Below are 14,067 nucleotides of genomic sequence, written 5' to 3' on the forward strand. Positions count from 1 at the left end.
AATTGGATTTTTTTTAAAGTCCTACAAAATCATCACTTTTTGGAAAAATGCTCAATGCTTCGACAGCAATCTCTGGCGTTGGAGAAGCCAGTTTTCTAAGTTTTGTATCCATCCAGGCACCATCAACTGTAATAGTGGCACAAAGAGTATCATCTTCTCTGCGGAATTCGTGAATGATAGACCAGCGTGAAGCATCGGCCTTCATTTTGGATGTTTTGGTATGAATGAATATTTTATCCGAAAGTTTTAATTCTTTTCTGAAAACACATTCTTCCCTAAATAAAACAGGTCCAAAACTTTGTTCCTGCATTACTCTTAATGTTAAACCTAATTCGTTTAGGATTTCAATACGATGCTGTGCACCAAAATCGTAATAAGCACTGTGACGTACATGAAAATTAGGATCGAGATCTGACCAGCGAAAAGATATTTCTTTTATAAATGATGCCATTTTTTGTATTTTGTATATAAATTTAGGATACGAAATTACTAATATAATGAAACGGTTTTGTTGAAAGTTTATTACTTTGTACTTAAGAATTGTTATTTGTTGAGATTTCTATAATCGCTGATAAACTTCTGTCGGGATTAACTCTGTGAAACTTTTTGATAGCTTCCTGTGGGATGATTATTTTTCGTTTAATTTTTCTTTCGATTTCGGGTAATAGTTTATCATTTAAAAGGGTATTCATGCTTTTTTCAATATTTGGAAAATTTGGAGGACTGAGTATATTTTTCTTTTTAATATTGGCAAAATTCCCAGCATTAAAATTTGAAATTACTTCATTGGTATTTAAATTTATAAAAGTATTATTTAAAAAAATATTTGTCATTTTATCTCCAGTAATAATTACTGTTTGTTCAAATTGTAATCCAAATAACCATTCACAATAAGTAAATAGTCCAAATTGTATTTCATTTTTATATTTTTTAAATGTTCGCTTAAATATTCATGTTTTTCGGAGTAATAATTGGGATAATTTTCGCTATTAATTGTTTCATTTATTTGAGTAACTTTAAGGTTTAAAGAGTCTAAATTTTTCAAATATGCATTAATTATTCTTTCAGTTGGGTTTCCTGTTCCTGTTTCTAAAAATTTATATGCACCATAAAATAGGTCCTTTTTTTTAAAACTGTTGAATCAACAATTGGATTCCCCATCGCTTGTCTAGTTATCTTATATGGACCATCTATATTAAAAATCACCCCTATTTTCTTCTGTTCAAAATTTTGTGAATAGCTAAAATTAAAAAGTGCAATTATACTTATTAGAAAAAAGTTTTTTTTAGTTTCATTTTATTATTATTGAATCTGAATTGATAATAAATCATACCTTTTTATAAGCTGTAAGATAACTTTTAAATAGAATATTTTGACGAAGGTAATTTTTTTTAGTTATTTATATTGCTAATATTATTAACATCTACAGAAATATGAATCTTCTCATTTTACTATTCAGTTTTTCATAATTCAGAGCAAAGTAAACTCTGATCATGGACTTAACCAATTTACTTGTAAGCTTAAATATATCCTAGCCTGATAGAAGCGACATCCTTTTATGGCAGTGTTTGCTATAAAAGATATAGCATATAGCAGGAATCAGCTCCCGATATTGACAGTTAAAGTACTCATATTTCACAACTGTCAGGTTTGGAAAATGTCATGTTGGCAGATTTTTTTTGGCATGCCAATAGCAAACTGACAAATTATATTGGTTTTTTATCTTGGCACAAAGATTGACTTATGCCACATGAGTTTAAAAATTAAATCAAAAATTAAATATATAAAAAATGGGTAAAATAATCGGAATTGACTTAGGTACGACGAACTCTTGTGTTTCTGTAATGGAAGGTAACGAAGCAGTTGTTATCCCTAACGCAGAAGGAAAAAGAACTACTCCTTCTATCATCGCTTTTGTTGAAGGTGGAGAAATTAAAGTAGGGGATCCTGCAAAAAGACAAGCAGTAACGAATCCTACAAAAACGATTGCTTCTATTAAACGTTTTATGGGACACACTTTTGCTGAAACGGCTGAAGAAGCAAAAAGAGTTCCTTACAGTGTTGTAAAAGGTGACAACAATACACCACGTGTGGATATTGACGGGCGTTTATATACTGCTCAGGAGTTGTCTGCAATGACACTTCAAAAAATGAAAAAAACTGCTGAAGACTATTTAGGTCAAACAGTAACTGAAGCTGTTATTACAGTTCCTGCTTACTTTAACGATGCACAACGTCAGGCTACTAAAGAAGCCGGAGAAATTGCTGGTCTTAAAGTTATGCGTATCATCAACGAGCCAACTGCTGCTGCACTTGCTTACGGATTAGATAAAAAAGGTAAAGATCAAAAAATTGCTGTTTACGATTTAGGCGGAGGTACTTTTGATATCTCTGTTCTTGAATTAGGAGACGGTGTATTCGAAGTATTATCTACAAATGGTGATACTCACTTAGGTGGTGATGATTTTGACCAGGTTATTATTGACTGGTTAGCTGACGAATTCAAATCTGAAGAAGGTATTGATTTACGTTTAGACCCAATGTCATTACAGCGTTTGAAAGAAGCTGCTGAGAAAGCAAAAATTGAATTGTCTTCTTCTGCTGAAACTGAGGTAAACTTACCATACGTTACAGCTACTGCTTCAGGACCAAAACACTTAGTGAAAAAATTATCAAGAGCTAAATTTGAACAATTATCTGATTCTTTAGTAAAACGTTCTATGGAGCCAGTTGCTAAAGCATTGAAAGATGCAGGTTTATCTACATCTGATATCGACGAAGTAATCCTTGTTGGAGGTTCTACTCGTATGCCAAGAATCGCTGATGAAGTTGAGAAATTCTTCGGTAAAAAAGCATCTAAGGGTGTTAACCCTGATGAGGTTGTGGCTATTGGAGCTGCTATTCAGGGTGGAGTTTTATCTGGAGATGTAAAAGATGTGTTGTTACTTGACGTAACTCCATTAGCTTTAGGTATCGAAACTATGGGTGGTGTAATGACAACTCTTATCGATGCTAACACTACTATCCCAACTAAAAAATCTCAGGTATTCTCTACAGCTGCTGATTCTCAGCCATCTGTTGAAATCCATGTTTTACAAGGGGCAAGAGCAATGGCTGCTGATAACAAAACTATCGGTCGTTTCCACTTAGATGGTATTCCACCAGCACCAAGAGGAGTTCCTCAAATCGAAGTTTCTTTCGATATTGATGCTAACGGTATCATCAAAGTTTCTGCAACTGACAAAGGAACTGGAAAATCTCACGATATCCGTATCGAAGCTTCTTCTGGTTTAACAGCTGAAGAAATCGAAAAAATGAAAAAAGATGCTGAAGCTAACGCTGATGCTGACAGAATTGCAAAAGAAAGAGCTGAGAAATTGAACGAAGCTGACAGTACTATTTTCCAGACTGAATCTCAATTGAAAGAGTTAGGAGATAAAATCGCAGCTGACCACAAAACAGCTATCGAATATGCTTTAACTGAATTGAGAATGGCTCACCAGTCTCAGGATCTTGACGCAATCCAAAAAGGATTAGACAATGTAAATGCAGCATGGAAAACAGCTACAGAAGCAATGTACGCTCAGGGTGGTGATCAGGCAGGTCAACAAGCAGCTCCACAACAAGAGCAGTCTTCTGGAGATAACGTTGAAGACGTTGAATTCGAAGAGGTAAAATAATTACTGATTAATATCAGTCAATAATAAGTGCTAAGCCGCTGTAAACTAATGTTTATAGCGGTTTTTGTTTTTTATTCTTTTTTTGTTTCTTTTATTGAGGAATCTAAGTAATAAATTCATTATTACTCAAAAGGAGCTGTCCTGACTTGTGAGACAGCTCCTTTTTCATATTTTAGGTTGAAAAATATTTCTTAGCTGTATAAAATGCATTACAAAAAATTATTTTATATGCATTTTAGAAAAACAAATATTATTTAAAAATCATTGTGTCAGCTAAAAAGGCGACTTCCCCTGTTGTAATATCATGAGTTCCGCCGACAATTCCTATCTCTCCCTTTTCAATCATTTCCTTTAAGATGGGACTTCTTTCCATAATAGATTTAACGGTACGTTTCACATTGATTACCGATACGTTTTCTACAAAATCAGGATTTCCTGAATTGCGATTTTCTTTTGTCTGGGTTTCATCATCAACCGCTGGTCTTATTTTTGTTAGCAGTGCGGTTAAATTCCCCATTTCAACATGGTCGCAGGCACCTTTTACTGCCCCGCATTTTGTGTGGCCCAATACAACAATGATTTTTGACCCTGCAACCCTGCAGCCAAATTCCATGCTGCCTAAAATATCTTCATTGATGATATTTCCGGCAATACGCACACTGAAAATATCTCCAAGGCCCTGGTCAAAAATTAGTTCTGCCGAAGTTCTGCTGTCAATACAGCTCAGGATTACGGCAAAAGGATGCTGGCCGTCTGAAGTTTCATTGGCCTGCTGCAGAAGATTACGGTTTATTTTCAGGTTGCTTACAAACCTTTGGTTTCCTTCTTTTAGTAATTCTAAGGCTTTTGAAGGAGTAATCGCGGCCTGCATTTCTTTAGTTAATGTTTTCATTTTTGGTTGATTTAAGTTATGATAAATAAAATTTTTCCGGCTGTAGGGGCTGAGGAATATCTGTTTCTTTCAACAGGTCCTTGATATTTATTTCAATAGTTCTTGCAATAGCAGTTACCGCAGTATCTGTTGGGCGGTTTCTAAATGGATCCTGAAGGTGTGTGGCTGATTTTTCCAAAAGAAAAAATGTAGTGGATATTACTAACAGCAATGGAATCTCAAAATAACTTTCTATATCTCGTAACGCAATTGAAAGTGTGACAATAAAAATATAGATGAAGAAATGAAGAAAGATTCTGTAGGTTATAGGAAAAATAGTGCTCTTGATACGCTCAGCCATTCCCATATAATTTGAAAAATTAACCAAAGTGTTGTTTAATTGTACGTGAGAGAAGATTTCAAGTGATTTTTTCTCTCTCAATGCTGCTATCTGCAACGTATTTAGCTGCAGCAGTGCTAGTGGTTTATTGCTCTGTTTTTTTATTTCGGTTATATCTTCTTTAGTGATAAAACCCTCCAGATTTTCTATAGGGTCCAATCCACGCAGGTTTTGTCCAAGGCTGTAACACCATGCTATATGCCTAAATGCAATTTCTTTGATTTCTTCCTGGCTTTCTATTGAAACGAAAGATTGCAGCTGTAATACTAAACTTCGGCTGTCATTGACTATGCTTCCCCAGATTTTTCGGGCTTCCCACCAGCGGTCATAAGACTGGTTTAGCTTAAATGATAAAAGAACAGAAATAGCTGTCCCTATAAAAGCAGGAATGGTTATGGGCATTACAGGTATGAGATTTTCGAATTTGGCAGTAAGGAAATGAACCAATACTGCAATAATCATTACAAATAAAATTTCATATTTAACTTTGGAGAAAAGGTAAGAGACTGGTATTTTAGTATTTATCAGCATAAAATTGTTTATAGTGGTTTGGTTTAAAAATAACAAAACTATTTCAAATGATAGTAATACTATCTCAAATAATTGTTAAATAATTTCATGGGATATAGATACTATCAAGTAATAAATCTTTATTACATTTGCTAAAACAGTTATTAATATGGAATTTCAGGTAAAATTTGACATAAACGAAAAGATCTTCTTGAGAAATCCCGAAAGCAGTGAGGTAGGGAGGCTAATGGTAAAAAAGGCCATTGACCTTATTTTTGAGCTGGGTTTTGAACAGTTTACTTTCAAAAAGCTATCTATAGAAATAAATAGCACAGAGGCAACTATTTACAGGTACTTTGAAAACAAGCACAGGCTTCTGCTTTACATCCTTAATTGGTATTGGTCATATATGGAATTTTTAGTGATGTTCAAATTAGAAAACGTCACAGATAAAAAGGAAAGATTAAAAATAATTGTGAATCTTTTGACTCAGGAACCAACAGAGAGTATCAATCAATTTGACTACAACAAAAAGCTGCTTAATCAAATCGTAATTGCAGAAAGCAGTAAAGTATATTTGGTAAAAGAAGTTGCAGAAATCAATAAGAATGAGGTGTTTAAACCATATAAAGATCTCTGTGGGAAAATAGCTGAGGTAATTTCTGAATATAACCCAAAATATAAATACCCGCGCTCTTTAAGTACAACGCTGATTGAAACTTCGCATCATCAGCAATATTTTAGTATTAATTTACCTAAACTTACTGATGTGTCATCAAAAAATAATTTGGGTTTTACCAGCCATTTTATTGAAGATTTTTTGTTTAAAATTTTAGATTAGTGATTTTATAGCTTACTTATTTTAAAGACTTTTTTGTAGGGCACAAAACCGGATTTGACAAAACAGATCCGGTTTTTTATGATTTAATTTTATGAAACAACGTGAATTATTGTTTTACTAAAAAAGTATTTATTTTTTATAAAGTGTTTTTTTTGAATTGCCAACAATATCTTCATATCAAACTGACAATTGTCATTTCTTATACCGATTCTTTTTCGTAATATTACTATTGTAAAATTTCATGAATGAGAAAGATAAAATACAAACAGGGACGAAAGCTGCAACATATTACTTTAGAGTATACTGGGACTCACAAAGATCATGAAACAGAGATGCAACTTTTTGTATATGACGATTCAGATATTATTGAATATGAAAAGTTTACCGTTTTAGCCCTAAATTCCTGCTTTGATTATACTAAAAATAACTGGCTCAATATTCATGGATTAAACGATATTGATCTTATTAAAACAATCGGCGATCATTTTAAGCTGGACGATTTTTTACTTGCCGATATTTTAAATACTACAAAACGAACAAAACTTGAAGAACAGCGTGATGTTTTATTTTTTAACATTAAATCGCTTTTGCCTTCAGAATATTCAGATGGACTTAAAGTAGAACAGCTTAGTTTTATTCTAAAAGACGGAATGCTCATTTCGTTTCAGGAAAAACGAAGCGACTTCTTTACACATATCCGGGAACGTATTCGCACACATGCTGGAATTGTAAGAACCAAAAAGGTAGATTATCTGCTTTATTTGTTATTGGATGCCGTAATGGAAAATTTTTATATTACGATAGAAGATGAAGAGAATAATATCGAAGAACTAATAGATTTAACCAAAAAAGGGGCAGATCCGGTTATTTTAGAGAAAATCGAAAACCATCGTGATAATTTTAATTTTTTGAAACGCTCTATTTTACCGCTTCGGGATTCTTTGTATTATCTGAAAACAATTAAAGATGATGATGAAACGAATGGTCTTATTCAAAAAGAGACTTTTAATTTCTTTGTAAGACTGCATCAAAAAAGCCTTGAACTTTTGGAACAGATAGAATCGGATATGAGCTCTTTGGAAAGCGCCTCAAATTTTTATTTTTCGGAACAAAGCCGTAAAATGAATGAAATCATGAAAACCCTCACCATCATTTCGGCAGTTTTTATTCCGCTTACTTTTATTGTTGGGGTATATGGGATGAACTTTGATAATATGCCCGAATTACATGCCCAAAACGGTTACTTTATTGTTATGGGAATCATGTTTTTACTAGTTATCGCCCTGATTATCTATTTTAAGAAAAGACGTTGGTTTTAAAGATTCAGTATTAAAATAATTCGAATACATTAGATTCAAAATATAAATTATGAGTAAAGCCATATACATTGCCACAAGCGACCAGAACAGCGGAAAATCAATCATAACACTCGGCCTGATGAGTATTTTAATTGGGAAAACGGCTAAAGTGGGCTATTTCAGACCCATTATTGAAGATTTTGTTGATGGAGAACAGGACAATCACATTGAAACCGTTCTTTCGTATTTTAATCTTGATATCAAATTTGAAGACGCTTATGCTATTACAAAGAGCAAACTGATCAAGAAAAAAAATAAAGGAAAAATTGGAGAAGTCCTGGATCTGATCATTGAAAAATATAAAAAACTCGAAGAACGTTTTGACTTTGTTTTGGTTGAAGGAACCAGTTTTACGGGTGAAGGAACTTCTATAGAATTAGATCTGAATGTTTTAATTGCCAAGAACCTTGGAATTCCTACGATTATAATTGGCTCGGGAGTTGGTAAAACATTAGAAGAATTACTAGATAGCTTATATCTGGTTTATGATTCTTTTAAAGTAAAAGAAGTTGAGGTTTTATCAGTATTTGCTAATAAAGTGCAGCCTGAAAATATTGAACTGGTTACCAAGAGTCTCCAGAAAACACTCCCATCGAACGTTCTGATCAATACGATTCCGTTGATTTCAAGTTTGAACAATCCAACAATGCAGGAAATTGTCAATGAGCTGGATGCTAAGGTTTTATTTGGGGAAAACTATCTTAATAATGAAATTGGTCATTTTAGCGTTGGTGCTATGCAGTTGCATAATTATCTTGTTCATCTGCATGATAATGCCCTTGTTATTACGCCAGGAGATCGTTCTGATATTATTTTGGGTGCGCTGCAGGCCAATGAATCAGCAAATTACCCTACTATTTCGGGAATTATCCTGACCGGAAACATCCTTCCGGAAGAAAGTATTTTAAAATTAATTGAAGGACTTTCTGCAATCGTTCCTATTATTGCGGTTGATGGCGGAACGTATCATATTACAAATAAAATTGGTGCGATTCGATCTGAAATTTACGCAAACAACACCCATAAAATTGAAACCTCCATTACAACATTCGAAAAATATGTTGACAATGATGCTTTATCCGAAAGATTAATCACTTTTGTGCCTGAAGGAATGACACCAAAAATGTTTCAGTACAATATGGTTAAAAGAGCGAAACAGCATCGTAAACACATTGTACTTCCGGAAGGGAATGATGACAGGATTATTATTGCCGCTTCAAGATTATTGGATATGGATGTTGTTGATATTTCAGTCATCGGAGATAAAAAACAAATTGAAAACAAAGTAACAGAACTAGGTTTAACGTTTGATTTTTCGAAAGTAAAGATCATAAATCCAATAGAATCTGAGTTTTATGAAGAGTATGCCAATACGTACTATGAGCTTAGAAAAGCCAAAAATGTGAGTATCACAATGGCAAGGGACCTAATGGAAGATGTTTCGTATTTTGGAACGATGATGGTTTATAAAGGACATGCTGACGGAATGGTCTCAGGAGCGGCGCATACGACTCAGCACACCATTTTACCGGCATTGCAATTCATTAAAACGAAACCAAATTCATCTGTAGTTTCATCAGTATTTTTTATGTGTTTGGAAGACAGGGTTTCAGTTTTTGGAGATTGTGCCATCAATCCTAATCCAACCGCTGAACAATTGGCAGAAATTGCAATTTCATCAGCAGATTCAAGTTCAGCTTTCGGAATTGAACCCAAAATTGCGATGCTTTCGTACTCTTCAGGTTCGTCAGGAAAAGGCGATGAAGTAGAGAAAGTTCGTACTGCGACCGAAATTGTAAAACAAAAACGTCCTGATTTAAAAATTGAAGGGCCAATTCAGTATGACGCTGCTGTGGATCGTGCAGTAGGAAAAAGTAAAATGCCGGATTCAGAAGTAGCAGGACAGGCGAGTGTACTTATTTTTCCGGATTTAAATACTGGAAATAATACGTATAAAGCGGTTCAAAGAGAAACCGGGGCTTTGGCAATTGGACCAATGCTTCAGGGATTAAACAAACCTGTAAACGATTTGAGCCGTGGCTGTACTGTTGATGATATTATAAATACAGTGGTTATTACGGCAATTCAGGCGCAGGGATTGTAATTTTAAGTTAAAAGTTAGAAGTAAACTGTTATACGTTTTTTACGTTTTGCAATAAATAGATATAGAATCAAAAAAAAAATGAAAATATTAATAATAAACTCAGGAAGTTCATCAATTAAGTATCAGTTAATGGTTATGCCGGAAAACGAAGTAATTTGTTCAGGGATGATTGACAGGATTGGACTTGAAACTTCTAATATCAGTTTTAAAACTGCTGAAAATGCAATACAAGAAATAGTATCAGTACCAACACATAAAGTCGGGTTGCAAAAGGTTGCCGAAATGCTGTTGGATACTGAAAAAGGAGTGATTAAATCGACTTCAGAAATTTCTGCCGTTGGACATCGCGTTGTACATGGGGGAAGTTATTTTTCGGATACAACTATTATAACTGATGAGGTGAAAGAAAAAATAAAAGAGCTTTCTGAATTGGCGCCCCTGCACAATCCAGCTCATTTGGTTGGAATAAATGTTGCTGAAGAAATCTTTTCAGAAGCCAGTCAGGTAGCTGTTTTTGATACAGCTTTTCATCAGACGATTCCGGTTGAGGCTTATAAATATGCAATTCCGAATTATCTTTTAACAGAGAATAAAGTGCGTGTTTATGGTTTTCACGGCACAAGCCACAAGTATGTTTCTGAAAAAGCCGTCGACTATTTAGAGAGCAATTCCAAAATAATTACCATTCATTTAGGCAATGGCTGTAGTATGGCTGCGATAAAAGATGGCAAAAGTATCGATACTACAATGGGTTTTTCACCAGCCAATGGTTTGATAATGGGAACCCGTGCCGGTGATATTGATCAGTCGGTTATTTTTTATCTGATAAAAAACCTGGGCTACACAGCTGATGAAGTGAATGCCATTTTACTAAAACAAAGCGGAATGCTTGGGCTGACGGGTTACAGTGATTTGCGTGATATTGAATCAGAAGCTGAAAAAGGAAATAAAGACTGCCAATTGGCTTTATTAATGAATGCATATCGAATTAAAAAAACAATCGGGGCTTACACAGCAGTATTAAATGGTTTAGATGCCATTGTTTTTACAGCCGGAATTGGCGAAAACTCTTCACATATCCGAAAACTGGTTTGTGCTGATATGGATTATTTCGGAATTGAAATTGACGACGAAAAAAATCAAATCCGTTCCAGGGAAATAAGAGAAATCAATAAAGCTAATTCAAGAGCAAAGATTTTGGTAGTTCCTACAGATGAGGAATTTGAAATTGCCAGTCAGGTATATCATTTAATACAGAATTAGCTACGATTTTAAAATGACAAATTTTATGACAGTATTGTAAATTAAATATATAAAGCTCCTCTATACCGGGAGCTTTTTTATGCTCAAAATTTAAATATTTGTGAGTATATTTGAGGTTAAATCTGAATATTTTGAAATCGATACTCTTAAAATTACTGTTCTTCTTTTTCATTACCGCTCAAATTCAATCGCAAGAATTACTTCCATTCGTAGAAAATTATACTAAATCCAATTATCAGGGTGACAATCAGATCTGGAATGTCGTTCAGGGTAAAGATAACGCTATGTATTTTGCCAATAATCATTATTTATTGCGATATGATGGTGTTATCTGGGAAAAATATACGCTGCCAAACAAAACAATCATTCGTTCTATAATGATTGAGGGTGATAAAATTTATTCAGGTTCTTATAAGGAATTTGGTTACTGGTACAGAAAGGAAGGCAAGATGCATTATGTTTCCATTACTAAAAATCTGCGTTTATTCGACGAAAAGGATAATGAAGAAATCTGGAAAATTTTCAAATTTAATGGTTCGATATATTTTCAATCTTTCAACGATGTTTTTATTTATAATGGAAAACAGATCAGAAGAATCAGATTTCCATTTTTGATTTCTTACTGTTTTGTAGTTGATAAGAATCTGTATGTGGCTTCGGTAGAAAAAGGTGTTTTTAAAATGGACGACAGCAAAATTGCTAATCCAAAAGGTTGGGATGCTCTTAAGAACTGTGTTGTTCATGCAATGGAAAAATATCATAAGAAGACCTATATTTTTACTCAGAAAAAAGGAATTTTTATAGTTGAAAACGGAGTTTTAAAGCCCTGGAATAATTCATTTAATGAAGTTTTAAAAACGGCTACAATTAACGTAGCCAAGTTTATAAAAAATGATAAATTAGTTTTGGGTACAGGCAACAAAGGTGTTTTTATTTATGATTTTAAAACTGACAGCTATAAAAATATTGATCGGAACAATGTATTGATGAATAATTCTGTCTTAAGTATTGGATTTGATAAGGAAAATGATTTATGGCTAGGTCTGGATAACGGTATAGCACACGTTGAAGTAAATTCTCCAGTATCAATTTTTTATGACAATTCAGGAATTTTAGGTTCGGTATATTCCGTTGCAACTACCAATAAAGGCTATTTAATAGCTTCTAATCATGGTGTTTTTGAATTTGATTCCGGTAAATTTAAAATGATCCCAAACACTCAGGGACAAGCATGGAATATTACTAAAAATGGCAATAAATATATCATAGGCCATAATGACGGTACTTTTTGTTATGAAAACGGTTCTTTAGTTAAAACAAATAATGTAAGCGGTGGCTGGAATTTATCGAAAAGCAGCATTAATAATACATGCTTTCAATCGACATATAGTGGGATTATGGCATACGATGATATTTCAAAACTGGCTGAATACAAAAAAATTGATGGTATTTCAAAACCAATAAAATATGTGTCCCAAAACAAAAAAAATGAAATTTTTGCTGCTGATAATTACCGGGGTTTATATCGTGTTTTGTATAGCGATAAGTACCAGACCCGGAAGGTTGAAAATATTACACAAAAGAGTAACATAGAAAATGATTTTGGGGTAAAAATTTTTGAATTTAGAAACGAAATTCTTTTTCTAATCAATAATTTATGGTACACCTACAATTCGATTACCAATAAACTTGAGGAAAACGAATTGTTTAATGACAATTTTAAAAATATTTCAGATGTTGTAGCAATCGATGAAAATCATTTTATGGTCCTTCAGGATGGAATTTTATATCATATTTATGCTTCCGGAAATAAATTTGTGTGGAATATCATTCAAGAAAAATATTATAAAGGAAAGCTGATTAATGACAATTTGAGAATTTTCAAGACTCAAAACCATTATTTGCTTAATCTTGATGACGGATTTATTTCCCTTCAGTTAAAATATAGTAACAATCAAAATACGAATCTCAAAATTGAAGCTTTTAATGAAGGAGTCCTGCTTCCAGAGGATTCTAAAATTAAATATAATACAGAAGTTAAAATTAATGTTATATCAGGAATTTATGGTGCAAGCAAGCCTAATTTGTTTTACACAATAAATAACAGCAAGGATTTTTTTCCTATTTATGAAGGACATATTTTAATTAACAACTTAAGCAGCGGATTTCATTCTGTTAGTGTTTATAAACATGACGGTGTTCACTATGACAAGATTTGCAATTTTGATTTTAAAGTAGCTCAGCCATGGTATTTTTCTGTGTGGATGATTCTTCTGTATTTATTATTAGTGAGTGCAATGTTGTTTTTGTATTACAAATGGAATAAGCTTCGCTATATTCAAAAATTGAAATTACAGGCTGAAGAATTAAAACACCAGCGTGAAATTCTGGAAATGGAATTAAAAGCTGAAAACGAATTGAATATTCAGGAATACGAGAAACATATCCTTGAACTTGAACTTCAAACCAAATCGTCTGAAGTAGCTGGAAAATCGTTGTCAATAGCCAAACAAAGTGAAATGATTGAAAACATTCAGAGTATCTTAGATTCAGAGAAAGATTTTAATAAGCTTAGGAGTGAGATTAAAAAAGCGATCAAGATCAATGAAGTCAATAAACACGAATGGGAAACCTTTGAAACCAATCTGAATCAGATTCACAACGAATTTATAACTACTCTTTCAAAGAAGTTCCCTAAACTTACTCCAAAAGATATTAAACTATGTGTATATCTTAAAATGAACCTTTCTTCAAAAGAAATAGCACCGTTAATGAATATTTCGTTTAGAGGTGTTGAACTACATAGATATCGCTTAAGAAAGAAATTAAATCTTACTCAGGAAGAAAATCTTTCGAAATTTTTACTAAATATCTAATTTGTGCTATTGAATTTTGAATATATTTTATTTTTTTATTATGCTTTTTGTCTTATTCCAATACATCATTACTACATCATAGTGTTATATATAAAAAACTTACGTAAATAATAAAATGTTTATTATTAGGTGTTTAAGTGTTTTTTTTAGCATATTGATGTAGC

Annotated in this window: 10 protein-coding genes; 6 read left to right on the plus strand and 4 right to left on the minus strand. The window is 33.1% G+C overall.

Annotated elements, in window-relative coordinates; all coding sequences use genetic code 11:
- Positions 1-13: 13 nt before the first annotated feature.
- Together K8B81_RS08420 and K8B81_RS08425 are read right to left on the minus strand one after the other, a co-directional pair.
- The gene (locus tag K8B81_RS08420; protein WP_163394670.1) at positions 14-451 is read right to left on the minus strand and encodes an acyl-CoA thioesterase; all 438 of its coding nucleotides are present in this window, start codon (positions 449-451) and stop codon (positions 14-16) included.
- 82 nt (positions 452-533) lie between these two features.
- Positions 534-833: a hypothetical protein gene (locus K8B81_RS08425; protein ID WP_223680816.1), complete on the minus strand. Its 300-nt coding sequence runs from the start codon at positions 831-833 to the stop codon at positions 534-536.
- Between the two features lie 957 nt (positions 834-1,790).
- Between K8B81_RS08425 and dnaK the strand changes: the two genes are divergently transcribed.
- Entirely contained in the window at positions 1,791-3,680 is a 1,890-nt protein-coding gene (gene dnaK, locus K8B81_RS08430) for a molecular chaperone DnaK (RefSeq protein ID WP_223680818.1), read from the plus strand.
- Between the two features lie 250 nt (positions 3,681-3,930).
- On the opposite strand, the gene K8B81_RS08435 is transcribed toward dnaK, so the two are convergent.
- The gene (locus tag K8B81_RS08435) at positions 3,931-4,572 is read right to left on the minus strand and encodes a carbonic anhydrase family protein (RefSeq protein WP_223680820.1); all 642 of its coding nucleotides are present in this window, start codon (positions 4,570-4,572) and stop codon (positions 3,931-3,933) included.
- Positions 4,573-4,588: 16 nt separating this feature from the next.
- Entirely contained in the window at positions 4,589-5,482 is an 894-nt protein-coding gene (locus tag K8B81_RS08440; protein WP_223680822.1) for a bestrophin family protein, read from the minus strand.
- Between the two features lie 148 nt (positions 5,483-5,630).
- On the opposite strand from K8B81_RS08440, the gene K8B81_RS08445 reads away from it, so the two are divergent.
- The 5 genes from K8B81_RS08445 (at position 5,631) to K8B81_RS08465 (ending at position 13,903) form a co-directional block, all read left to right on the plus strand.
- The gene (locus K8B81_RS08445; protein ID WP_223680824.1) at positions 5,631-6,302 is read left to right on the plus strand and encodes a TetR/AcrR family transcriptional regulator; all 672 of its coding nucleotides are present in this window, start codon (positions 5,631-5,633) and stop codon (positions 6,300-6,302) included.
- A gap of 245 nt (positions 6,303-6,547) precedes the next feature.
- Positions 6,548-7,621, plus strand: coding sequence for a magnesium/cobalt transporter CorA (corA, locus tag K8B81_RS08450; protein ID WP_223680826.1), 1,074 nt, complete (start codon positions 6,548-6,550; stop codon positions 7,619-7,621).
- 49 nt (positions 7,622-7,670) lie between these two features.
- Entirely contained in the window at positions 7,671-9,764 is a 2,094-nt protein-coding gene (gene pta, locus K8B81_RS08455) for a phosphate acetyltransferase (protein WP_025572635.1), read from the plus strand.
- A gap of 78 nt (positions 9,765-9,842) precedes the next feature.
- Entirely contained in the window at positions 9,843-11,027 is a 1,185-nt protein-coding gene (locus K8B81_RS08460) for an acetate/propionate family kinase (protein WP_223680828.1), read from the plus strand.
- Positions 11,028-11,158: 131 nt separating this feature from the next.
- Positions 11,159-13,903: a helix-turn-helix and ligand-binding sensor domain-containing protein gene (locus tag K8B81_RS08465; RefSeq protein ID WP_223680830.1), complete on the plus strand. Its 2,745-nt coding sequence runs from the start codon at positions 11,159-11,161 to the stop codon at positions 13,901-13,903.
- Positions 13,904-14,067: the final 164 nt, after the last annotated feature.

The organism is Flavobacterium hibisci (assembly GCF_020026925.1).
GTDB lineage: Bacteria > Bacteroidota > Bacteroidia > Flavobacteriales > Flavobacteriaceae > Flavobacterium > Flavobacterium hibisci.

What these genes read in the sequence shown, in the direction of transcription:
- pta (WP_025572635.1), top strand. Translation starts at nt 7,671, where the DNA reads ATGAGTAAAGCCATATACATTGCCACAAGCGACCAGAACAGCGGAAAA.
- K8B81_RS08445 (WP_223680824.1), top strand. Translation starts at nt 5,631, where the DNA reads ATGGAATTTCAGGTAAAATTTGACATAAACGAAAAGATCTTCTTGAGA.
- K8B81_RS08435 (WP_223680820.1), bottom strand. Translation starts at nt 4,572, where the DNA reads ATGAAAACATTAACTAAAGAAATGCAGGCCGCGATTACTCCTTCAAAA.
- corA (WP_223680826.1), top strand. Translation starts at nt 6,548, where the DNA reads ATGAGAAAGATAAAATACAAACAGGGACGAAAGCTGCAACATATTACT.
- K8B81_RS08440 (WP_223680822.1), bottom strand. Translation starts at nt 5,482, where the DNA reads ATGCTGATAAATACTAAAATACCAGTCTCTTACCTTTTCTCCAAAGTT.
- K8B81_RS08425 (WP_223680816.1), bottom strand. Translation starts at nt 833, where the DNA reads ATGACAAATATTTTTTTAAATAATACTTTTATAAATTTAAATACCAAT.
- K8B81_RS08420 (WP_163394670.1), bottom strand. Translation starts at nt 451, where the DNA reads ATGGCATCATTTATAAAAGAAATATCTTTTCGCTGGTCAGATCTCGAT.
- dnaK (WP_223680818.1), top strand. Translation starts at nt 1,791, where the DNA reads ATGGGTAAAATAATCGGAATTGACTTAGGTACGACGAACTCTTGTGTT.
- K8B81_RS08460 (WP_223680828.1), top strand. Translation starts at nt 9,843, where the DNA reads ATGAAAATATTAATAATAAACTCAGGAAGTTCATCAATTAAGTATCAG.